Origin of the sequence: Aeromonas encheleia (assembly GCF_900637545.1) — a bacterium.
Lineage (GTDB): Bacteria > Pseudomonadota > Gammaproteobacteria > Enterobacterales > Aeromonadaceae > Aeromonas > Aeromonas encheleia.
Genome location: NZ_LR134376.1, coordinates 300480 through 322529, shown reverse-complemented (window position 1 = coordinate 322529; position 22050 = coordinate 300480). Strand labels below are relative to the sequence as shown.

22 protein-coding genes are annotated in these 22050 nt (G+C 63.6%); 6 read left to right on the top strand and 16 right to left on the bottom strand.

The window, feature by feature from the left end; translation table 11 throughout:
* The first annotated feature begins 46 nt into the window (after positions 1 to 46).
* A complete protein-coding gene (locus EL255_RS01490; protein ID WP_042651865.1) occupies positions 47 to 1144 on the top strand; it encodes a calcium:cation antiporter in 1098 nt (365 codons plus the stop codon).
* A 150-nt stretch (positions 1145 to 1294) separates the two neighbouring features.
* On the opposite strand, the gene hutH is transcribed toward EL255_RS01490, so the two are convergent.
* The 10 genes from hutH to ftsY form a co-directional block, all read right to left on the bottom strand.
* On the bottom strand, positions 1295 to 2827 hold the full coding sequence (gene hutH / locus EL255_RS01485; protein ID WP_042651864.1) for a histidine ammonia-lyase: 1533 nt from the start codon (positions 2825 to 2827) through the stop codon (positions 1295 to 1297).
* A 1-nt stretch (position 2828) separates the two neighbouring features.
* Positions 2829 to 4532 carry a urocanate hydratase gene (gene hutU, locus EL255_RS01480; protein ID WP_042651863.1) on the bottom strand — a complete coding sequence of 568 codons (1704 nt, stop codon included), beginning with the start codon at positions 4530 to 4532 and terminating at the stop codon, positions 2829 to 2831.
* Positions 4533 to 4599: 67 nt separating this feature from the next.
* Positions 4600 to 5538 carry a formimidoylglutamase gene (gene hutG, locus EL255_RS01475; protein WP_042651862.1) on the bottom strand — a complete coding sequence of 313 codons (939 nt, stop codon included), beginning with the start codon at positions 5536 to 5538 and terminating at the stop codon, positions 4600 to 4602.
* Positions 5531 to 6766, bottom strand: coding sequence for an imidazolonepropionase (gene hutI / locus EL255_RS01470; RefSeq protein WP_042651861.1), 1236 nt, complete (start codon positions 6764 to 6766; stop codon positions 5531 to 5533). The genes hutG and hutI overlap by 8 nt, the downstream gene beginning before the upstream one ends.
* Positions 6767 to 6921: 155 nt before the next feature.
* A complete protein-coding gene (gene hutC / locus EL255_RS01465; protein ID WP_042651860.1) occupies positions 6922 to 7626 on the bottom strand; it encodes a histidine utilization transcriptional repressor HutC in 705 nt (234 codons plus the stop codon).
* 11 nt (positions 7627 to 7637) lie between these two features.
* A complete protein-coding gene (gene can / locus EL255_RS01460; RefSeq protein WP_042651859.1) occupies positions 7638 to 8297 on the bottom strand; it encodes a carbonate dehydratase in 660 nt (219 codons plus the stop codon).
* A 130-nt stretch (positions 8298 to 8427) separates the two neighbouring features.
* Positions 8428 to 9282 (bottom strand): RNA polymerase sigma factor RpoH, encoded by an 855-nt coding sequence (gene rpoH / locus EL255_RS01455; protein ID WP_042651858.1) that lies wholly within the window; start codon positions 9280 to 9282, stop codon positions 8428 to 8430.
* A 460-nt stretch (positions 9283 to 9742) separates the two neighbouring features.
* On the bottom strand, positions 9743 to 10696 hold the full coding sequence (gene ftsX / locus EL255_RS01450; protein ID WP_042651857.1) for a permease-like cell division protein FtsX: 954 nt from the start codon (positions 10694 to 10696) through the stop codon (positions 9743 to 9745).
* Positions 10696 to 11367, bottom strand: a complete 672-nt coding sequence (gene ftsE, locus EL255_RS01445) for a cell division ATP-binding protein FtsE (RefSeq protein WP_042651856.1) — start codon at positions 11365 to 11367, stop codon at positions 10696 to 10698. The genes ftsX and ftsE overlap by 1 nt, the downstream gene beginning before the upstream one ends.
* A 51-nt stretch (positions 11368 to 11418) precedes the next feature.
* Positions 11419 to 13152, bottom strand: coding sequence for a signal recognition particle-docking protein FtsY (gene ftsY, locus EL255_RS01440; RefSeq protein ID WP_042651855.1), 1734 nt, complete (start codon positions 13150 to 13152; stop codon positions 11419 to 11421).
* A gap of 111 nt (positions 13153 to 13263) precedes the next feature.
* Between ftsY and rsmD the strand changes: the two genes are divergently transcribed.
* Both rsmD and EL255_RS01430 read left to right on the top strand, forming a co-directional pair.
* Positions 13264 to 13893 carry a 16S rRNA (guanine(966)-N(2))-methyltransferase RsmD gene (gene rsmD / locus EL255_RS01435; protein WP_042651854.1) on the top strand — a complete coding sequence of 210 codons (630 nt, stop codon included), beginning with the start codon at positions 13264 to 13266 and terminating at the stop codon, positions 13891 to 13893.
* On the top strand, positions 13877 to 14191 hold the full coding sequence (locus EL255_RS01430) for a DUF1145 domain-containing protein (RefSeq protein ID WP_042651853.1): 315 nt from the start codon (positions 13877 to 13879) through the stop codon (positions 14189 to 14191). Before rsmD ends, EL255_RS01430 begins: the two co-directional genes overlap by 17 nt.
* Positions 14192 to 14228: 37 nt before the next feature.
* On the opposite strand, the gene EL255_RS01425 is transcribed toward EL255_RS01430, so the two are convergent.
* Positions 14229 to 14594 carry a YijD family membrane protein gene (locus EL255_RS01425; protein ID WP_126623233.1) on the bottom strand — a complete coding sequence of 122 codons (366 nt, stop codon included), beginning with the start codon at positions 14592 to 14594 and terminating at the stop codon, positions 14229 to 14231.
* A 19-nt stretch (positions 14595 to 14613) separates the two neighbouring features.
* Positions 14614 to 15234 (bottom strand): HTH-type transcriptional repressor FabR, encoded by a 621-nt coding sequence (gene fabR / locus EL255_RS01420; RefSeq protein WP_042651851.1) that lies wholly within the window; start codon positions 15232 to 15234, stop codon positions 14614 to 14616.
* 149 nt (positions 15235 to 15383) lie between these two features.
* Between fabR and EL255_RS01415 the strand changes: the two genes are divergently transcribed.
* A complete protein-coding gene (locus EL255_RS01415; RefSeq protein ID WP_042651850.1) occupies positions 15384 to 16502 on the top strand; it encodes an acyl-CoA desaturase in 1119 nt (372 codons plus the stop codon).
* 479 nt (positions 16503 to 16981) lie between these two features.
* Here the strand turns inward: EL255_RS01415 and EL255_RS01410 are convergent, their stop codons facing one another.
* The gene (locus EL255_RS01410; protein WP_042652173.1) at positions 16982 to 18235 is read right to left on the bottom strand and encodes a phospholipase D family protein; all 1254 of its coding nucleotides are present in this window, start codon (positions 18233 to 18235) and stop codon (positions 16982 to 16984) included.
* 74 nt (positions 18236 to 18309) lie between these two features.
* On the opposite strand from EL255_RS01410, the gene EL255_RS21295 reads away from it, so the two are divergent.
* Positions 18310 to 18465: a hypothetical protein gene (locus EL255_RS21295; RefSeq protein ID WP_170175988.1), complete on the top strand. Its 156-nt coding sequence runs from the start codon at positions 18310 to 18312 to the stop codon at positions 18463 to 18465.
* A gap of 4 nt (positions 18466 to 18469) precedes the next feature.
* Here EL255_RS21295 and EL255_RS01405 read toward each other — a convergent pair whose 3' ends face one another.
* The 3 genes from EL255_RS01405 to tatA form a co-directional block, all read right to left on the bottom strand.
* A complete protein-coding gene (locus EL255_RS01405) occupies positions 18470 to 19891 on the bottom strand; it encodes an MltF family protein (RefSeq protein ID WP_042652172.1) in 1422 nt (473 codons plus the stop codon).
* Positions 19892 to 20325: 434 nt separating this feature from the next.
* The gene (locus tag EL255_RS01400; RefSeq protein WP_042651849.1) at positions 20326 to 20628 is read right to left on the bottom strand and encodes a YfcZ/YiiS family protein; all 303 of its coding nucleotides are present in this window, start codon (positions 20626 to 20628) and stop codon (positions 20326 to 20328) included.
* Between the two features lie 14 nt (positions 20629 to 20642).
* A complete protein-coding gene (gene tatA / locus EL255_RS01395) occupies positions 20643 to 20804 on the bottom strand; it encodes a twin-arginine translocase TatA/TatE family subunit (RefSeq protein WP_042651848.1) in 162 nt (53 codons plus the stop codon).
* 274 nt (positions 20805 to 21078) lie between these two features.
* Between tatA and EL255_RS01390 the strand changes: the two genes are divergently transcribed.
* A complete protein-coding gene (locus EL255_RS01390; RefSeq protein WP_042651847.1) occupies positions 21079 to 22047 on the top strand; it encodes a LysR substrate-binding domain-containing protein in 969 nt (322 codons plus the stop codon).
* Positions 22048 to 22050 lie beyond the last annotated feature (3 nt).

The following is a 22050-nucleotide window of genomic DNA, read 5'->3' as shown; positions in this document are numbered from 1 at the left end:
CTGTCCCCCGTCGGCTCATGCCGCCCTGAGATGAGAACCACTGCCTATGAAGTCATTTATCCGGCAAGAGATTGCCCTGCCCGTTGGCCTGCTGACCCTGCTGTTTTTCAAGACGCTGGGCAGCGACCTGCTGACAGAGGCGACTCCGCTCGCGATCTACCTGCCGGTGTCACTGGCCCTGCTCGCCATCGTCACCTGGGCCATCTTCTCCGTGGTGCGTCACTCGGATGCCCTGGCCATCAAGCTGGGTGAGCCCTTCGGTACCCTGATCCTGACCCTGTCGGTCATCTCCCTCGAGGTGGTGATGATCTCCTCCGTCATGCTGACCGGCGAGCCCAACCCCGTGATGGCCCGCGATACCATGTTCGCCGTGGTGATGCTGGTGACCAACGGCCTGGTGGGCTTCACCCTGCTGTTTGGCGGCTGGCGTTATCACACCCAGAATTTCAATCTGGATGGGGTGAAATCCTATCTGGTCGCCATCATACCGCTGGCCCTGCTCTGCCTGGTGTTGCCGAACTTCACCCGGGGCGGCACCCTGGGCAGCATGTCCAGCGCCATGTCCTGGATGCTGATCATCATCTCCGTGCTGCTCTACGGCGTCTTCCTGCTGATCCAGACCCGCAGCCACAGCCACTTCTTCGTCGACAGCGACCATGAGGATCACGAGGAGCACCACGGCATACTGCGCAGCAACGTCTACCACACCCTGCTGCTGCTCGCCTTCCTGCTGGTGGTGATCCTGCTGGCCAAGACGCTGGCCATCCCCATCAACCATGGTGTCCAGGTCATGTCGGCCCCCCCTGCCCTCGGCGGCTTCATCGTGGCCTGTATCGTGCTGGCGCCCGAGGCGGTCGGCGCCATCAAGGCGGCCTTCAACAACCAGTTGCAGCGCGCCATGAATCTCTACTTCGGCTCCGTGCTGGCGACCATAGCCCTGACGGTCCCCTCGGTGCTGTTCATCGGCGCCCTGCTGGGGCAGGAGGTGCGCCTCGGCCTCTCCACCGCCGACATGGTGCTGCTCATCACCACCCTGATGGTGTGCAAGGTCACCTTCAGCAGCGGTCGCACCAATGCATTGCACGGTGCCACCCACCTGGTGTTGTTCGTGGTCTATCTGTTCCTGATGTTCGAGCACGAATGAACGGCGCCAGCTCTCATCCGATGCTGTTCATGGCCCATCTGTTCCTGATGTTCGAACACGAATAACCGCATTCAGCCAACGCCAGAAACGCAAAGACCGCCCACAGGGGCGGTCTTTTGTTATGAGCCGTCGCGGATGCACCGCCAAGGCTTAGAGGCTGGGCAGCACCCCGGCCGGGATCAGATCGTTGTAGCTGGCGGCACCCAGCAGGGCGGCGGCGGCCTCGATGTCCGGCGAGAAGTACCTGTCCTTGTCGTAGAAGCTGACCTGCTCGCGCAGCCGCCCCTTGGCCAGTTCGATCAGCTCGGTGCTGCGCAGCGGGGCCCGGAAATCCAGCCCCTGGGCGGCGGCCAGCAGCTCGACCGCCAGTATGCCGCGGGTGTTCTCCGCCATGTCCACCAGCCGGCGCGCGGCGAAGGTGGCCATGGAGACGTGATCCTCCTGGTTGGCGGAGGTGGGCAAGCTGTCCACCGAGGCCGGGTGAGCCAGGCTCTTGTTCTCGGAGGCGAGCGCCGCCGAGGTGACCTGGGCGATCATGAAGCCGGAGTTGACGCCGCCGTTGTTGACCAGGAAGGCGGGCAGGCCCGACATCCGCGAATCGATCAGCAGCGCCATCCGGCGCTCCGACAGCGAGCCGATCTCGGCGATGGCCAGCGCCAGGTTGTCGGCGGCGAAGGCCACGGGTTCTGCGTGGAAGTTGCCGCCGGAGAGGATCTCCTCATCCTCGGCGAACACCAGCGGGTTGTCGGAGACCGCATTGGCCTCGCACACCAGCACCTCGGCGGCGTGGCGGATCTGGGCCAGGCAGGCCCCCATCACCTGGGGCTGGCAGCGCAGGGAATAAGGATCCTGCACCTTCTCGCAGTTGTGATGGGACATGCCGATCTCGCTGCCGTCCACCAGCAGCTGGCGGTAGCAGGCGGCCGCGTCGATCTGACCGCGCTGGCCGCGCACCTCATGGATGCGAGCATCGAACGGGCGACGGCTGCCGAGCGCCGCCTCCACACTCATGGCGCCTATGGTGATGGCGCCGGCGAACAGATCCTCGGCATGGAACAGGCCTTCCAGCGCGAAGGCCGTGCTGGCCTGGGTGCCGTTCAGTAGCGCCAGCCCCTCTTTCGGCGCCAGGGAGATGGGCTTGAGGCCGGCGATCTTCAGCGCCGTGGCGGCGTCCATCAGCTCGCCCTTGTGGCGGGCCTTGCCCTCCCCAATCAGCAGACAGCTCATGTGAGCCAGCGGCGCCAGATCGCCGGAGGCGCCGACGGAGCCCTTCTTCGGCACCACCGGATAGACTTCGGCGTTGATAAGCGTCATCAGCGCCTCGAGCACCTCCAGCCGGATGCCGGAGAAGCCGCGGGCCAGGGAGTTGACCTTGAGCACCATCATCAGCCGCACCGTGGCGTCATCCATGTAGGTGCCGATGCCGGCGGCGTGGGAGAGCACTATGGAGCGCTGCAGCTCGTCGAGCTGCTCCACCGGGATGCGGGTGTTGGCCAGCAGGCCGAAGCCGGTGTTGATGCCATACACCACCCGGTTCTGCTCGATCACCTTGGTGACGACGGCGGCGGAGGCGTGGATCCCCGGCAGCGCCGCCGGATCCAGGCTGATATGAACCGGCTCGCGGCTGACGCGGCGCAGGGTGGCGAGGCAGAGCTTGCCCGGTAACAGGTTGAGTTCAAACATCTTATTTCTCTCCTTTGCCGGCAGCAGCCAGCATGGGCAAGTCCAGTTTCGCCGCATGGGCACAATCGATGGCAATCGGGTAGCCGGCGTCCGCATGGCGCATCACGCCGGTGGCAGGATCGTTGCGCAGCACCCGGCCGACGCGCCTGGCGGCGTCATCGCTGCCGTCGCAGACGATCACCACCCCCGAGTGCTGGGAGAAGCCCATACCCACCCCGCCACCGTGATGCAGCGAGACCCAGGTCGCGCCGCCGGCGGTGTTGAGCAGGGCGTTGAGCAGCGGCCAGTCGGAGACGGCGTCCGAGCCATCCAGCATGGATTCGGTCTCCCGGTTCGGGCTCGCCACCGAGCCGGAGTCCAGGTGATCGCGACCGATCACCACGGGGGCCTTGAGCTCGCCACTCTTCACCATCTCGTTGAAGGCGAGGCCCAGGCGTACCCGATCCTTGACGCCGACCCAGCAGATCCGCGCCGGCAGGCCCTGGAAGGCGATGCGCTCGCGGGCCATGTCGAGCCAGTTGTGCAGGTGGGGATCGTCCGGGATCAACTCCTTCACCTTCTGATCCGTCTTGTAGATGTCTTCCGGGTCACCGGACAACGCCACCCAGCGGAAGGGGCCAATGCCCTCGCAGAACAACGGACGGATGTAGGCGGGCACGAAGCCGGGGAAGTCGAAGGCGTTCTTGACCCCTTCTTCCAGTGCCATCTGGCGGATGTTGTTGCCGTAATCGAGGGTGGCGGCGCCACGGGACTGCAGGGTCAGCATGGCTTCCACCTGGCGCGCCATGGAGTGACGGGCCGCCTGGTTCACCTCCTGGGGCGCGGACTTTTGCAGCGCGCGCCACTGCGCCACGCTCCAGCCCTGGGGCAGGTAGCCGTGGATCGGGTCGTGGGCCGAGGTCTGGTCGGTCACCACGTCCGGGGTGATGCCACGAGCCACCAGCTCGGCGAACACGTCGGCAGCGTTGCCGAGCAGGCCGACGGAGACGGCGCTGCCGCTGCGTTTGGCCTCCTCGACCATGGCCAACGCCTCATCCAGGCTGTGGGCCTTCTTGTCGACGTAGCGGGTCTTGAGGCGGAAATCGATGCGGGTCTCGTCGCACTCGACGGCGATCATGGAGAAGCCGGCCATGGTGGCGGCCAGCGGCTGGGCGCCGCCCATGCCCCCCAGACCACCGGTCAGGATCCAGCGGCCCTTGGGTTCGCCGTTGAAGTGCTGGTTCGCCACCGCGAAGAAGGTCTCGTAGGTGCCCTGCACTATCCCCTGGGTGCCGATGTAGATCCAGGAGCCGGCCGTCATCTGGCCGTACATCATGAGGCCTTTCTTATCGAGCTCGTTGAAGTGCTCCCAGTTGGCCCAGTGCGGCACCAGATTGGAGTTGGCGATCAGCACCCGCGGCGCATCCTTGTGGGTCTGGAACACCCCGACCGGCTTGCCGGATTGCACCAGCAGGGTCTCGTCTTCCTCGAGCCGGGTCAGCACCTCGACGATCTTGTCGTAGCAGGCCCAGTTGCGGGCGGCGCGGCCGATGCCGCCATACACCACCAGCGACTGGGGATGCTCGGCCACTTCCGGATCCAGATTGTTCATCAGCATCCGCAGCGGCGCCTCGGTGAGCCAGCTCTTGGCGGTCAGCGTCGTGCCACGGGGGGCACGGATGACTCGGCTCGGGTCCTGACGGGGATCCTGGTGTTGCTCAGACATACACACTCCTTGTTTTATCAATGTCGCCGCCATCATGGGCGCTGCTGGCACCCGGCGAGTCGGCTGGCTACTTGGTGAGTTGATGGATCAGGCGGGCGGCCACGCGGGCGCTGCGCTGATCCTGATCCAGAGTCGGGTTGTACTCGGCCAGATCGGCGAGCCTGAGCTTGCCGCTGGCCCGGATATGGGCGATCAGGGGTTCGATGACCGCCAGCTCGACGCCGCGGGCGGCGGGGGCGCTCACCCCCGGCATGACGGCTGCGGGCAACACGTCCAGATCTATGGTCAGATAGAGGTGATCGCAGCGGGCGATGAAGGCATCCAGGCCGTTCAGCAGCTCGGGCAGCTCGCGCTGGGTCATGGCCTCGTCCAGCTCATACCAGACCCCCAACCCATCGGCGCGGGCGAACAGGGCCTGGGTGTTGGCCGTCTCGGCCACCCCGAGGCAGGCGTAGTGGAAGGGGCTACCCTGGGCGGCGCACTGCTCGGCGATCTGGAAGAAGGGGGTGCCGGAGCTCGCCTGCTCCTGCTTCATCCGCAGGTCGAAGTGAGCATCCAGGTTGATGATGCCGACCCGGCCCTTGCCCGCCAGATGACGGTTGAGGCCGCTCCAACTGCCGAAGGCCACCTCGTGGCCCCCGCCCAGCACCAGCGGGAAGTGCCCCTCGGCCAGCAGGCTCGCGACTCGCTCGGCCAGGCGGTTGTGGGCGGCATCGAGATCGCCGTCATCACAGGCCACATCACCGCCGTCGTAGACCGGCCGCCCCAGATGCCAGGCGGTGTTGGCCAGCAGCTTGCGAATGGCGTGCGGCGCGCTCGCGGCCCCCACTCGCCCCTTGTTGCGGCGCACCCCCTCGTCGCAGGCGAAGCCCACCAGGGCCACGCCGGGCGCGGCATCCGTTTGCCAAGGCTGGACGCGGTCGTGCCAGCGCAGGGCCAGTTCACCATCTTCCGGATCCCGGCGCCCCTGCCAGACCGTCATGTCAATGCCATTCAACTCAGCCATGGAGCGTCTCCTCGCCATTCAGTACCCGGCTCACCAGCTGATCGACGCCGATGAGGTAGCTGAGCTCGGCCGGGTGGGCACAGTTCCAGATCAGGAAGTCGGCCTGCATGCCCACTCGCAGTTGCCCCAATCGCTCCTGCTCGCCCAGGGCGCGGGCGGCGTGGCGGGTCACCCCGGCCATGGCCTCCACCGGCGTCAGGCCGAACAGGGTGCAGGCCATGTTCATGGCCATGCGCAGGGAGACGATGGGGGCCGTGCCCGGATTGATGTCGGAGGAGACCGCCATGGGCACCCCGGCGCGGCGCAGCGCCTCGACCGGTGGCAACTTGGTCTCTTTCAGGAAGTAGAAGGCGGTGGGCAGCAGGGTGGCGACCACGCAGCGGTGGGCCAGGGCCTGGATCCCGGCGGCGTCCAGGTGCTCGAGGTGATCCACCGAGAGCGCGCCGAAGTGGGCGGCCAGGGTGCTGCCCCCCAGGTTGGAGAGCTGATCCATGTGGCCCTTCACCGCCAGGCCGTATTGATCCGCCGCCAGATAGACCTGCTCGGTCTGGGCCAGCGAGAAGCCGATGTGTTCGCAGAAGACGTCTACCGCATCCGCCAGGCCCGCCTCGGCGGCGGCCGGGATGATCTCCTGGCAGATGGTCTCGACCCAAGAGTCAGGATCGTCGCGGTATTCGGGCGGCACCGCATGGGCGGCCAGCAAGGTGGTCTTGACCCGGATAGGCAGCGCCTCCCCCAGCCGGCGGGCGACCCGCAGCATCTTGAGCTCATCCGCCAGGGTGAGGCCGTAGCCGGACTTGATCTCGACCGTGGTGACCCCTTCCCGGATCAGGGACTTGATCCTCGGCACCGCCAGTTCATAGAGCTGATCCTCGCTGGCGGCGCGGGTGGCGCGCACAGTACTGAGGATGCCACCGCCCTTGCGGGCGATCTCGGCGTAAGGCACGCCCCGCTGACGCAGTTCGAACTCTTCGGCACGGCTGCCGGCGAAGATGAGGTGGGTGTGGCAATCGATGAGGCCGGGTGTCACCAGCCGGCCCTTCATGTCGCGCCAGTGGGCGGGGTGCGGCCCCTTGAGATCCTGCATGGGCACCAGGGCGTGGATCTTGCCTTCGTGGACACCGAGGGCGTGGGGTTCCAGCAGACCGTAGTCGGCCAGATCGGGGCGCAGGGTGGCGGGTGTCACGTTGAGCCAGACCCGCTCGCAGTTCAACAGTTCCTTGTTCATACCGACCTCGAAATGTATATACAATAATTTATATCCGATCTCTGGCGAGAAAGATAGGATCTAATTCACATCTTGATAACAGCCATTTCATTAGAGTTTAGCCACAAAAAAGCCCACCTAAGGGTGGGCTCCGCAAACAAGATATGTATATACAATCAGATGAGGCGGGTCTTGGAGCTCAGCTTGTAGCGGGAGCCGGGCGAGAGCAGCCTGGCGTAGGAAACCAGATAGCCATCCGACCAGGTACGGCGATGCAGCAGCAGGCAGGGGGTATCGACCCGCACCTGCAGCAGCCCGGCCTCACCGGCGCTCGGCAGCACGGCCTCCACCACGTGTTCCATCTCGGAGAGCGGGCAGACCTCCATCAGATAGCTGTTCGGCGTCTGTTGGGTGAAGTCCTGCTCGCCATAGCCCGGCAGGCGCTCGGCATCGACGAAGCGCTCCTCCAGCTGCAGCGGCTCCCCATCGGCCTCGTGGACGATGAGGCTGTGGAAGGTGGGCGCCCCCACCCGCAGCCCGAGCCGCACCGCCACCTTCTCGTCGGCGGCCTGCCGCTGCAGGCGGATGACCCTGGCGCTGTACTGACTGCCACGCTCGCGGATCTCGTCGGCGATGTTGCGAATGGCCAGCAGCGGCGACTCGGCCCGCCGGTCCGCCACGAAGCTGCCGGAGCCCGCGGTGCGCACCAGCCAACCTTCGGCCACCAGCTCCCGCAGCGCCTTGTTGACCGTCATCCGGCTCACGGCAAACTGGTCGCACAGGGCCGCCTCGGTCGGGATCCTGTCTCCCGCCTGATAGTGGCGTTCGCGGATACCATCGAGGATGTGCTGCTTGATCTGGAGGTAGAGGGCGGGGGCCAATGGCAGGCTCCTCAGCGGCGGCGGTGGGGCGGACGCATGTCCGGCCAGGCGCGGTAGACATCCGGGATCTGCTCGGGACCGCTGACGCAGAGATCCAGATCGTGCAGCAAGCCGTCCTTGATGCCGTAGATCCAGCCATGCACCGCCAGCTCCTGACCCTTGCGCCAGGCGTTCTGGATGATGGTGGTGTGGCAGACGTTGGCCACCTGCTCGGCCACGTTCAGCTCGCACAGGTAGTCGTGGCGCTCGTGCTCATCTTCGATGGCATCGAGCTCGTCACGATACTTGAAGTAGACATCCTTGATGTTGCGCAGCCAGTTGTCGATGAGCCCCAGCTCCTCGTTCTTCATGGCCGCCCGCACGCCACCGCAGCCGTAGTGGCCACAGACGATGATGTGCTTCACCTTGAGCACCTCGACCGCGTATTGCAGCACCGAGAGGCAGTTGAAGTCGGTGTGCACCACCAGGTTGGCGACGTTGCGGTGGACGAAGACGTCCCCCGGCAGCAGGCCCATCAGCTGGTTGGCGGGCACCCGGCTGTCGGAGCAGCCGATCCAGAGATATTCGGGCGCCTGCTGGGCGGAGAGGGTGGCGAAGAACTCGGGATCTTCGGCCTTGAGCCGTTCCGCCCACTCGCGGTTTTTGGTAAACAGGTCGTTCAACAGTTTCACTATCTGCTCTCCCTAGATGTGAGTGGCGGCAACATACCATATTCGATGGTATCGGAGGCAAGGGGTAACACCAGATAGTCGCGAAACAAAAACAGGGCCATCAGGCCCTGCTTGTTACGAGAGTATGCCCTCAGGCATCCATGGCGTCTTTCAGCTTCTTGAGCGCGTTCTTCTCGAGCTGACGCACCCGCTCGGCGGAGACACCATAGGTATCGGCCAGCTCCTGCAGGGTGGTCTTGCTCTCCTCATCCAGCCAGCGGGCGCGGATGATGTGCTGGCTGCGCTCGTCCAGGGTGGCCAGGGCCGCACTCAGACGGCGAGAGGCATGGCTGTCCCAGTTGTCGTTCTCGATGGTGGCGGCCAGATCGGAAGACTTGTCTTCCAGATAGTGCACCGGGGCGAAGCCACCCTCGTCTTCATCATCACCGACCAGATCGAAGGCCTGATCGTAGTTGCTCATCCGTGCTTCCATCTCGGTCACATCGGTCGGGGAGACCCCCAGATCGGCGGCGACGGCCTGCACCTCGTCATGGCTGAACCAGCCAAGACGCTTCTTGGATTTACGCAGGTTGAAGAACAGCTTGCGCTGCGCCTTGGTGGTCGCCACCTTGACCATGCGCCAGTTGCGCAGGACATATTCGTGGATCTCGGCCTTGATCCAGTGCACGGCGAAGGAGACCAGTCGCACCCCGACACTCGGGTCGAAGCGCTTGACCGCCTTCATCAGGCCGATGTTGCCCTCCTGGACCAGATCGGCCTGGGGCAGGCCATAGCCGGCGTAGCTCTTGGCCACGTGAACGACAAAACGCAGGTGAGACATGACCAGCTGACGGGCAGCCTCGAGATCGCCATCCTGCTGCAAACGCGTCGCCAGCTCACGCTCTTCCTCTGCGCTCAGCACCGGAATAGAGTTTACTGCCTGGATATAGCCTTCCAGACTACCTTGCGGAATCAGGGCCATAGTGCGCTGCAATGAAGTTCCCATGTTCTACCTCTTACTTTTCAATCGAATCAGTCTAACACCCTGAGAGGGTCTGTCTACTGACCGGATGCCGTTCTGCGGGCCGCATCAAACAACCCCGGCGTGAACCCGGCTTATCTTAAGTCGACTGGATGAATCATAAATGAACAGTCAAAAAAAAGGGGTCACAGTGAAGGACCCCTGAAAAGTAGCATGCTAAGTCCATTGTTGCGGAGCTCGCAACCTTCACATGCTTGCCAAGTCAGACGAGCAAGGCAGAGGGGCCACACCCGTATACATTCTGTCGCATTAAATAGACTGCTTATAAATCAGAAGGTTCCCAAGATCCTTCCCAGGATCCAGCGACGCCTGCGGAGCAGTATCGTTCAGATTACTCCCTGAACTGGAGCTGTGCCAGAAACGGGCCATTCTTTTACTTGATCCAGTTCTCAAAATCCAGTGCTTTGCGGTGATGGCAAATTAATCAGGACGGTTCTATGTCGCGAATGTGTCTGTGCACCGAAAACCAGGATGCAATCAGCCCCAGCAAGGCGCCGAGCAGTATCAGATTGAAGCCATCGACCGCCCCCATCCCCACCAGCCGGAAGTTGCTGTTGTAAAGCCCGGCCAGCTCCTTCACCACCCCCTCGCTCCAGATCACCATCACCTCGGTCAGCCACCAGGCCAGCATGCCGCCGATGACCCCGAACCAGATGCCGGTGTACAGGAAGGGGCGATGAATAAACGCATCTGTCGCCCCCACCAGCTTGAGCACCTCGATTTCGGAGCGCTGGTTGAGGATGTTCAGGCGCAGGGTGTTGCCGACGATCAGCAGCACCGCGGAGAGCAGCAACACCGCTATACCCGTGATGGTGTGACGCAGCAGGTTCATGATGCCCTGCAGCCGGGTCAGCCACTGCAGATCCAGCTTGCCCTGCTCGACGCCTGGCTCATTCTCCAGCTTGGCGAGCAGCTCGGCGGCCCCTTCCGGGTTCTGCCAGCGGGGATCCGGGATCACGCTCAGCACCGGCGGCAGCGGGTTGCTGTCGAGGTAGTCGAGCGCATCGCCGAAGCCGGAGATCTCGCGAAACTCCTTCAGCGCCTCGTCCCTACTCATATAAGTGACGGACTCCACCTCGGGATAGAGCAGGATCCGCTGCTTCATGTCGAGGATGCTCTGCTCGGGCAGATCCTTGCGCAGATAGAGGGAGATCTGGGAGCTGGTCTGCCAGCTGCCTTCCACCACCTCGGCGTTCTTCAGCAGCACATGGAAGCAGGAGGGCAGCGCCAGACTGACGCCGAGCACCGCCAGCGTCATCAGGGAGGCGAGCGGATTGCGCCACAGCTCGCCCATGCTGGAGAAGGCCTGGCGGGCGTGATCCACCCAGTACATGCCCAGCCGCCGGAGCAAAGGTTGTTTATGACGAACGATGGCCATCAGCTCTCCTCCTGCTCTTGCGAATACATGCGACCCGCCTTGAGGGTCAGGGTGCGGTAACGCATGCGGGCGATGAGCCCGAGATCGTGGGTTGCGATCAGCACCGAGACCCCGAAGCGGTTGAACTCCTCGAACAGCCGCATGATGTCCATGGAGAGCTGGGGATCCAGGTTGCCGGTCGGCTCATCCGCCAGCAGCAGCGGCGGCTTGTTGACGATGGCGCGGGCGATGCCGACCCGCTGCTGTTCACCACCGGACAGCATGCGTGGCTGGTAGCGCTCCTTGCCGAGCAACCCCACCTTGTCCAGCGCCGCCGCGACCCGCTTGTTGATGTCACCGTGGCTATAGCCATCGATCACCAGCGGCAGCGCCACGTTGTCGAACACGGTTCTGTCCATCAGCAGCCGGTGATCCTGGAAGATCATGCCGATCTGGCGGCGCACATAGGGGATCTGGCCCCGCTTGATCTGGCTGACGTCGTCACCGTGGAAGAAGACGCGACCATCGGTCGGCCGCTCCATCACGCTGATGAGCTTCAAGAGGGTACTCTTGCCCGCCCCCGAGTGGCCGGTCAGGAAGGCCATCTCCCCCTTGCGCAGGTGGAAGCTGACCTTCTGCAGCGCCTGGTGGCCACCGCTGTATACCTTGCTGACCTTATCGAAACGAATCATAACGGATCCCTGACATTGACAAGCCCCGACCTGGGTCGGGGCGAGTGGCGCTTATTCATCGCGACTGAACAGTGCCTCGATAAAGTCGTTGGCGACGAAGGGGCGCAGATCGTCTATCCCCTCGCCCACCCCGATGTAACGGATCGGGATCTGGAACTTGTCGGCCACCGCGAAGATGACGCCGCCCTTGGCGGTGCCATCGAGCTTGGTCAGGGTGATGCCGGTCAGGCCCACCGCCTCGCTGAACAGCTTGGCCTGGCTCAGGGCGTTCTGGCCGGTGCCCGCATCCAGGGTCAGCATGATCTCGTGAGGTGCCTCTTCATCCAGCTTCTTCATCACCCGCACCACCTTCTTGAGCTCTTCCATCAGGTTGCTCTTGTTTTGCAGGCGGCCGGCGGTATCGGCGATCAGCACGTCGGCGCCCCGTGAACGGGCGGCCTCGATGGCATCATAGATGACGGAGGCGGAGTCGGCGCCGGTATGCTGGGCGATCACCGGGATCTTGTTGCGCTGGCCCCACACCTGCAGCTGCTCGACCGCGGCGGCACGGAAGGTATCACCGGCGGCCAGCATGACGCTCTTGCCCTCGGCCTGGAACTGCTTGGCCAGCTTGCCGATGGTGGTGGTCTTGCCCACTCCGTTGACGCCGATCATCAGGATCACGTAGGGCTTCTTGCTGGTGTCGATCACCAGCGGCTTCTCGACCTGGGCCAGCATGGCGCCCATGTCCTGCTTGAGCAGGCCATAGAGCGCCTCGGCATCCTTGAGCTGCTTGCGATCCGCGTGCTGGATCAGCCCCTCGATGATGCGGCTGGTGGTGTCTACGCCGAGATCCGCCGTCAGCAGCTGGGTCTCCAGCTCCTCGAACAGCTCATCATCGATTTTCTTGCCACGGAACAGGCCGAAGAAGCCGGAACCTATGTTCTCTCTGGTGCGCACCAGGCTGCGCTTGAGGCGAGCGAAGAAGCCCTCCCGCTGCGGCTTGTCCTGGGTGTCGTCGTCAACCTTGGCGGCCAGCGGCAAGTTGGCCAGAGCGGCGGCATCGGCCTCCGCAACGATGCGAGCCTCTTCCGTGGCCTGAGCCTCGGCGGCAATGCGAGCGGCTTCCGCGGCCTGAACCTCGGCGGCAACACGCGCCTCTTCTGCGGCCTGAGCCTCGGCAGCAACGCGCGCGGCTTCTGCGGCCTGCGCCTCGGCGGCGATGCGTGCGGCTTCCGCGGCCTGAACCTCGGCGGCGATACGAGCTTCTTCCGCGGCCTGAGCCTCGGCAACGATGCGTGCGGCTTCCGCGGCCTGAGCTTCGGCGGCAATGCGCGCCTCTTCCGCAGCCTGAACCTCGGCAGCGATGCGTGCGGCTTCTGCGGCCTGAGCCTCGGCGGCAATGCGCGCCTCTTCTGCGGCCTGAGCCTCGGCAGCGATGCGTGCGGCTTCTGCGGCCTGCGCCTCGGCGGCAACACGCGCGGCTTCCGCGGCCTGGACCTCGGCGGCAACACGCGCCTCTTCCTCGGCGACCGCATCGGCGATCAGTGCCTCATTGACGATGACGGGCTCGAGTTCGGAGGCAGGCTCCTCCACCACCAGCGGGCCTTCGTCGGGCGTCGCCAGCGGCGCCTCGTGCTGTGCAGCAGGGGCCTCGGTCAGGGGAATATCAGCGACGGGAGCGGGGGCAGCAGTGGCCTCGGGCTCGGCGACAGCCGGGGTGGCTGCGGGGGCCTGTGATTGGACGGCCTCAGCCTCTTCTTTCTTGCGGCCGAAACCCAGCCAGGAAAACAAACCTTTTGCCATCTAAAAAATACTCACTTCGTTGGCTGACTGCTAAGATAGCCGTCCCTCGGTGGGTCGGCATAAAAATGAACCGCCTTATACTAACACTTTATTTTCTGACGACGAAACGCGATGCCCAGAGTGAAATCCAGCCCTAGCAGCCCTCATAAAAGCCCGGTTCCGCAGGGAAAAGCGGGCTTTGTAAGAATCATCAGCGGCCAGTGGAAGGGTCGAAAATTGCCGGTCAGGGATGTGGAAGGACTCAGACCCACCACGGATCGCGTCAAGGAGACCATCTTCAACTGGCTGGCGCCCCATGTCCGTGGCACCCGTTGTCTCGATCTGTTTGCCGGCAGCGGCGGCCTGGGACTGGAGGCGCTGTCGCGCTATGCCGAGCAGGTGACGCTGATCGAGATGGACAAGGGCGCGGCCGAGCAGCTCAGGAAGAACCTGGCCGCCCTGGGCAGTCAGCAGGGCAAGGTGATCCAGGCCGATGCGGTCAGCTGGCTGCAAGGCCCGGTGACCCCCTTCGATCTGGTGTTCCTCGATCCGCCGTTTCGGCGCGAACTGTTGCCCCAGGTGTGCGAGCTACTGGAGCAGCGCGGCTGGCTGGCAGCGGATGCGCTCATCTATCTTGAACGGGAAAAGGAGATGGACGACCTGGCCCTGCCTGCCAACTGGCAACTACTCAAGGACAAGCAGGCCGGTCAGGTCTGCTATCAACTCTATGTGCGGGAGATGAACAATGAAGCGCTTCTTTAATCTGGTGGCGATGGGACTGCTGCTGTTCTTCTGGCTAGGGGTAGTGCTCGCGCTGGCGGGTACCCTGCCGGGCAAGTTGAACGGTTTTCTGCCGGTCTGCGGCGTGATCGTGATCCTGATGCACTGGGTGCAGGCCAGCATGATCAAGGCCGCCTGCAAGCCCTACTTCGCGGTAACTCGCCTCGAATTCACCCAGGTGCTGATCTTCGGTGTGTTTGGCATGATGGAGATCCGCGCCAAGCTGCAGGCCATCATAGACGCCAGGCAGAAGGGCGGGACGCCGCCTCGGGAAGACTAGCTTCTCCCCTCGCAACCGACCCTGAAGGAGTGACTCGTCACTCCTTCACTTTTTTCCCCACGCTGATCCCGAGCCTGATGGAGAGCACGGCGAGCAACAGCAGCATGGCGATCAGCGAGAAGAAATTGCTGCCAAGCTCAGGGTACTGCACCTTGATCAGCGCCGAGTGGCCGAACACCCCGATGAAGAAGCAGAGCAGGATGCAGCTGGGGGTGTTGCCGACCATGGGCTGGTGGCGATAGAGCTGATAGAGCTGGTTGGCCGCCAGCAGCAGGGCGATCAGGGGGAAGAAGGAGAAGGGCACGGCCGATGCGGTCAGCACCGACAGGAAGGCATCCCCGCAGATGCCGATAAGCAGGGCCAGCAGCAGGGGTTTCTTCGGGATCGCGTTCGGTTCACGCATGAGACTGTCCATCCTTAACTTAAGAGAGGGGTTCGCGGCGCTTGCGATTCTGGACCTCGGCGCCCATGGCGATCATCCGCAGCTGGCTGATGGTGCGATCGGACAGCGCCCGGCACTCTTCCGTGGTCATGTCGAGGGCATCGGCACCGGCGCTGAAGACGATGGTCACCATGGCCTCGGCCTGAATGTAGGCCTCCTCCCGTGGCGCTTCCGTGGTCGCCTCCAGATAATCGGTCAGCTCGGCGATGAAATGCTGGATCTCGCGCGCCACCGCCTGGCGGAAAGCCGCCGAGGTACCGGAGCGCTCACGCAACAGCAGACGGAAGATATTCGGGTTGTTTTCGACGAACTCCATGAAGGTCTGCACCGAGGTGCTGATGACGCTGCCGCCACCGGCGATGCGCTGGCGCGCCTGGCGCATCAGCTGGCGCAGAGTCAGGCCACCCTCGTCCACCAGGGTCAGTCCCAGTTCCTCCATGTCACGGAAATGACGGTAGAAGGAGGTCGGCGCTATGCCCGCCTCCCGTGCCACTTCCCGCAGGCTGAGGTTGGAGAAGCTGCGGTTGGCACAGAGTTGACTGAACGCCGCCTCGATCAGCGTACGCCGGGTTTTTTCTTTCTGTTGCGCGCGAATACCCACGAAAACCGTCACCTTGAGATTAGCGAGGCCAGATGATAACCCGAAGGCGGGGGCTGGATCAGGTTTGTTGCCGACTTTTTTACCATTGACCCCCATTCCGGCCCGGTGGAGAATAGTGAACAGCTGTTCGCTGAAAGGAGCCGAGTGAAATGGACCGCCCCCCGATCATCATGACCAACACCCTGCTGTTCGCCCTCTCCGGGTTGACCGCACTGATTGCGGTACCCTGGTACGGACTGAGCCACGGCTACGACCTCTGGCAGTGGCTCTGCTTCCTGCTGCTGTTCTGCTATTGCGGCATCTCCATCACCGCAGGCTATCACCGGCTCTGGTCACACAAGGCCTACAAGGCACACCCTATCCTGCAATGGATCTTCGCCATCGGCGGCGCCCTCGCCCTGCAAAACTCGGCGCTGCACTGGTCGTCCGATCACCGCCGCCACCATCGCCACGTGGATGACAACCAGAAGGATCCCTACAGCGCGGGCCGCGGCTTCTGGTACTCCCACATCGGCTGGATGCTGCGGGAATACCAGCGCGAGACCTACCACGACTACAGCAATGTGCGGGATCTGCAGAACAACCCTGTGGTCGCCTTCCAGCACAAGCATTATCTGGCGCTGACCCTCGGCACCAACATCGGCATCCCGCTGCTGCTCGGCCTGATCCACGGCGATCTGCTCGGCATGCTGCTGCTGGCGGGGGCGCTGCGCATGGTGATGACCCACCACACCACCTTCTTCATCAACTCCCTTGCCCACATCTGGGGCAGCCAGCCCTTCACCGATCGCAACAGCGCGCGGGACAACGGCATCCTGGCCTTCTTCACCTTCGGCGAGGGCTATCACAACTTCCATCACCTGTTCGAGAACGACTACCGCAACGGCATCCACTGGTGGCAGTTCGATCCGACCAAGTGGCTGATCCGCTGCGCCGCCTGGTGCGGGTTGGCCAGGGATCTGCGCGCCTGCCCGGAGGAGCGGATCGAGCTGGCCAGGCTGGAGATGCAGCTCAAGCGCGCCCAGGCGAAGCTGCGCAAGGAAGAGGATAGGGAGCTGTGGCAGGCACTGCTGCAAGAGGAGTACGACAAGCTGAGCCTGCAGCTCCAGCACTACTACGCCAGCCGCAAGCTGCTGCTGGAGCAGCGCAAGCGCAAGGCGCTGGCCCGCTACGATAGATTCAAGCTGCAGCTGGAGTATCGCAACCTGCGGGATGGCTTCCTCGCCGGCAAACGCAACTGGAGTCGCCTGCTGGCCGGCATCGCCTGAGGTGGCAGACCAATAGACCTGATTGCCCAAGACCGCCCGCTGGCGGTCTTTTCATGAGCGCCAGGTGACCTTTCGACATAAAAAATGGGGCGACATTCGCATGTCACCCCCTCGCAAATAGCATGTTCCATATTGGGATCCGGCAATAACGGGTACTGATTCCACTTCACGGGTTTCCGCTCCCGAGCCGAAGTGGCTGTCTGCCAGAGCAATCCGGCCGACCAATTCCCTCATCACCCTCTCCCGCACGACGGACCAGCCGCCGTGTTTGTCCTTGCAACTGAAATACTACGCAGTTAAATAAAATAAAAAACCGTTTTATACGAACTTGTATGCAAACAGCATGGAGCCGGCTCGATTCATATCAAGATAGAAAGTGATTAAAAACAATACGATAAAATCGAAATCCGGCGTTGGATGGCAAAGGCTATCCTCGAAGGCGCACAAGGCTTTGCGAGATCTCGCACAAATGGGCCCCGTCACAGCCAGGGGTGCAGCGGCAGCCAGTCGCTCAGCCGGGCCAGCAGGCGCCGCAGCGCCGAAGGAGGGGCCGGCACCGGCTGGACCGATGCCTGTTGCCACCTCGCCAGCCACTGCTGCAGCTCGGCGCAGAGCGCGGGGCAGCGCAGATGTAGCATCAGCTCGGTGTTGAGCAGCAGGGAGCGGGGATCCAGATTGAAGCTGCCGAGCAGCGCCTCTTCGTCGCCCATCAGGATCAGCTTGGCATGCAGGCTGAGCGCCTCGCTCTCCAGCTCGGCCAGCGCTATCCCCTGCCGCACCAGCCAGGGGCGGTGGCGCCGGTAGGCGCCGTACACCAGCGGCACATCGGTGCTGGCCAGGGAGTTGGTCAGTATCTCTATCGCCATCCCCGCCTGGCGTTGCCGCTTGAGCTGACGACGCAGCCCGCGCGTCAGGATCAGGTAAGGGCTCACCAACCGCAGGGTGCCCAGGTTGCCGGCCAGCTTGCGCCCCAGCAGGGGCGCCGTGGTCGGCCGGGAGACCAGCCCCTTGCCGGGCCGATCGAACCAGCACTCCCCCTGCCCCGGATGCCAGCGCAGGGGGACAGGCTCTTCATCAAACAGGCTGGCGGGCAGATCGTAGACGGCGGCCACCGCCGGATCGGTCAGGGTGAGCAGGAAGTCGTTCACCGCCTCTATCTCGGCGGGCAGCAGGGCGCGGCGCAACAGGCGCCGGATCGGATGGCTCCAGCGGCTGTGCCAGAACAGCCCGAAGCCCTGCCCGGCCTGCCGGCAGAGGGGGCCCCGACAGAGCAGATCCAGATCGACGAAGTGAGGCGGCGCCCCCAGCCCGAAGTAGCGATCGCCGATGTTGCGGCCACCTATCACCATCTGGCAGCCATCCACCAGCAGCAGCTTGTTGTGCATGCGGTGGTTGATGCGTCTGAAGCTGAGCAGCCCCTCCAACAGCAGGGTCAGCCGGCGCCAGCCCCTGAGCCAGAACGGATTGAACAGCCGCACCTCGATGCCGGGCTGATGCGCCACCATCTCCAGGAAGCGGTTGTCGCCGGCATAGAGATCGTCGATAAGCAGCTGGACCCGGACCCCCCGCCGGGCCGCATGCAACAACTCGGACAGCAACAGCTTGCCGCTGCCGTCCTCCTCCCAGCTGTAGTACTGGGCCTGGATCCTGCTGCGGGCCGCGCGGATCAGCTGGCAGCGCGCCTTCAGGGCCGCACCAGGATCGTCGAGCAGGGCGAATTCGGCGGGGATCAGGGTCATCTCCTTGTCATCTGGCCATGGCATAACCCAGGCAACCGCCCTGATCGCAACGAATCAAGGAGTCGCGCATGGAACTCTGTGACCGCCCCTCCCTCGGCCATAGGCCGCAAGCCAGCCAGCCGGATCCCATCCCGGCCGGACAACCATCTCCCTGGTACATGCTGCACCGGGACCAAGGCTGGGAGGCCGCCTGCATCCGGGATCGCGCCCCCGACCGGTGTTGAGCGCTCAGGGCTGGGCCGCCTCTATGGCGTCGGACTTGCCCTCCAGCTGGGGCAGGCTGAAGCGATAGGCCACGTAATATTTGTAGATGGTGCCGACGTAGTTGATGGGCCCCTGACCGACCTCGTTGGCCACCAGCTGCTCCACGTTGCCGAACCAGACATTCGGATCAAGTCCCCTGGCCCTGGCCTTGGCCTGCAGCGCCTGCACCCGGTTGGGGCCCGCGTTGTAGGCCGCCAGCGCGAACAGGTGGCGGTTGAGCCGATCCATTCCGGGATCGTTGAAGTAGGTGTCGAGGATCAGCCGCATGTAACGGCAGGCCGCCTCCACGTTGCCCTCCAGGCTGGTGAGCCGGGCACCGCGGATCCCCACCTCGCCACCTGTGCTCGGCAGCAACTGCATGATGCCGACCGCCCCCCGGTTGGAGCGGACATTGGGATTGAGCCCGGACTCCTTGTACGCCAGCGCCGCCAGCATCAGCCAGTCCAGCTGGTATTTGTCCGCCTGCGTCTCCAGCACCTTGCGGATGGTCGACAGCCGGCCCATGGGATCCGGCGCCAAGATGTTGCTCATCTGGTCACTCTGCGCCAGCAGGCGGCGCAGGGTCATGTCGCTGAAGAGCGTGCGTTTGCTTGACTCCGAGATATAGGCATTCACCGCCTTGAGCAGCTCGGGGCTGTTGTTGCGCAGGGCCCAGGCGCTGCGCCCCTTGTCCCGCAACGGGATCAGCTTGTGGGCCTTGAGCCCGCCTATCATGCCGAGCCAGATCCGCCCCTTGAAGCTGTCGGTGACGGTCAGCGGTATGATGCCGGCCGCCACCATCTCCAACAGATCCCCATCCTGCAGGTATTCCGGCACCGTCTCTATGTAGACGGGGGGCAGCCCCAGCTCGCGGAACAGCCAGTTGAGCTGGTGCAGGCTCTCGTAGTAGCTGGAGCTGGCACGTACCCAGATCCGCCGGCCCGACAGCTGGGTGATGCGGTTGAAGCCGGGCAGATCGCGCTGGCTCACCACCCACTCCTCGATGGGCGAGATGAGCGGGCGGGAGAAGGTCACCTGCTCGCGCCGGGTCGGCGTCACCGTCATGGTGGCCGCCACCAGATCGCCGCGCCCCTCGGCGAGGTAATCCAGCAGCTTGTCCTGACGCACCGGGATGTAGATTATCTTGAGCTTGAGCTTATCCTTGGCGAGATAACGCTGGTTCAGCCAGCGCTCGAAGCCCTGCAGCTGATTGACAAGGATGCCGTACTGGGCGCCCTTGTCGAAGAAGAAGAAGCCCCGCTCATAGACCACCAGGGCCCTGAGTTCTTTCTTTTGCAGTATGTGTTCGAGATCCCCGGGTTGGGGCAAGAGCTGCGGCTTGAGATCGGCCGCCAGCAGGGGAAGATACCAGAGGGCAAGCAGGCCCCAGATCCATCGCCGCGTCATCATGTCGTCGCCTTCCGTTGGCCGACTCGCGCCGGACTGTTTCTTGGCAGGATGATTAACAATAAAACCCGGGGCTCAGGGCTGGGTCCATAGTCGCATCATCACGCCATCGCCTGCCGTTGGTCAGTCCACGGCAGGCTGTGCCTTGGCAGGATAACTCGCACCGGAACCCGGGGCTCAGCGCAGGGCGCCATCGCTGCGTCAGCATGTTGTCGCCTGCAGGTTGACCGGCTCGCGCCCGGCGGTTCGTCGGCAGGATGCTTCGTTATGGGATAGGGGGACAGGGCAGAGCGCCCTCGCCGCCGCATCATGCCGTCGCCTGCCATTGGCCGACTCGTCTCGGGCTGAGTCATCTGGAGATAACTCACTATAGAACGGGGAACTGTGGCTGGAGGCTCAATACGGCAGGCAGGCCTGCCGTATCCTCAGGGGGCTCAGATTGAGCGGGCACGCATCTCGAAAATCAGCTTCTCGGCGGTGCAGGTGAATTGCAGGCGGGCTTTCAGGATCACGCCATCGGCGCCCTGGCTCAGCTCGCTGCTGATCTCGGCCTCGGCGGTGACCTGCTTGGCCAGCGCCTCATAGGCCGCCAGCTTGGCGCGGGCATCGGCTTCGGCCGCGGCCTCGATCACCAGCTCCATCACATCGTCGCCTTCACCTATGATGGTGCCAATCTCGGCGAAACAGCCGCAGCTGTCGCAGGTTTCATTCAATTCGACTTTCTCGTCTACAGACATCACTCAACTCCCACTTATTTCGGCTTTACTTCATCGTCACGCAAGGCTTTACGAAAGTCCTTGATGGCGGTGCCCAGATCCTCACCGGCGCCGGCCAGGCGTTTGCTGCCAAACACCACGACCACGACCACGAGCAGGATCAACAAATGCCAGATATGAATTCCACCGAGTCCCATCGGGATACTCCTGACTGATAGATACCCATTGTTTGTATCAAAAGAAGGCGCAACGATTGTTGGGCAAAATCAAGGCAGGTGCAAGTTGGCAAATAAATCACGCAAAAAAATACGGCGGCCATTGGCCGCCGTATGAGTCTGTGCTACTTGTCCCCTCAACCGCTACATCCTGTACCAGCCACCCTCTAAGGCGAGAGACGACTCGAGCATAGGGTCGCCAAGATATGAAAACAAATGGTATAAATTCATCTTAGAATTGAAGAGGATTCATATCATGCTGCTGGAACAGCTCGGGCGCATAGACCTTAATCTGTTGATTATCCTGCAAGTATTGCTGGAAGAGCGCAATGGCAGCCGGGCCGCCCGCCGTCTTCACCTGAGTCAGTCGGCCGTCAGCAAGGCCCTCGGCCGCCTGCGGGAAACCTTCGACGACCCCCTGTTCGTGCGCGCGGCCCATGGGCTGGAGCCCACCCCGCGCGCCCTTGGCCTGCAGCAACAGCTGCAACCCATACTGCTGTCGCTGGACAACCTGATCCAGCCACCGGCGTTCGATCCGGCCAGCACCGAGCGGGAGTTCGTCATCGCCAGCATGGACAGCGCCTTCACCCTGTTCGCCCCCCTCTATCTGAGCGAGCTCAAGCGCCAGGCGCCGGGCATCCGCTTGCGCTACGAGGAGTGGACGGAGCACAGCCTGACCGCGATGAGCCAGGGCCAGGTGGACATCGCCTTCACGGTGCGGGAGAACTGCATCACCTCGGACTACCGGCTGGATACCCTGCCCGGCAGCATCTGCCAGCGGCTGCTCGCCATCGATGGCCTCACCTGTCTGGTGCAGCAGGATCATCCGGCGCTGCACGAGCGCGAATGGGATCTCGCCCGCTACCTGGCCTATCCCCATGTGCAGACCTATTGCGAGGGGCGGGATCGCTGGATGCTGGATCACAAGCTGGCGGAGCTGGATCTCTATCGCCGGATAGAGGCGACGGTGCCCTCGTTCGAAGCGGCGCTGCGGATGGGGATGCACTCCGACATGATAGTGACCCTCTCCAAGCTCTATGCCCGCCATGCGACCCAGGTCTACCCGCTGGTGCCGCTGGCGCTGCCCATAGCGCTGGACAGCATCTCCCACCTGCTGATCTGGCATCAGCGCCACGAGGAGGATCCGGGCCACCGCTGGCTGCGGGAGACCCTGCTCGCCCTCATCCTGAGCAAGCTGGAGACCTCGGCCGTCGGTCAGCCCTGAGAC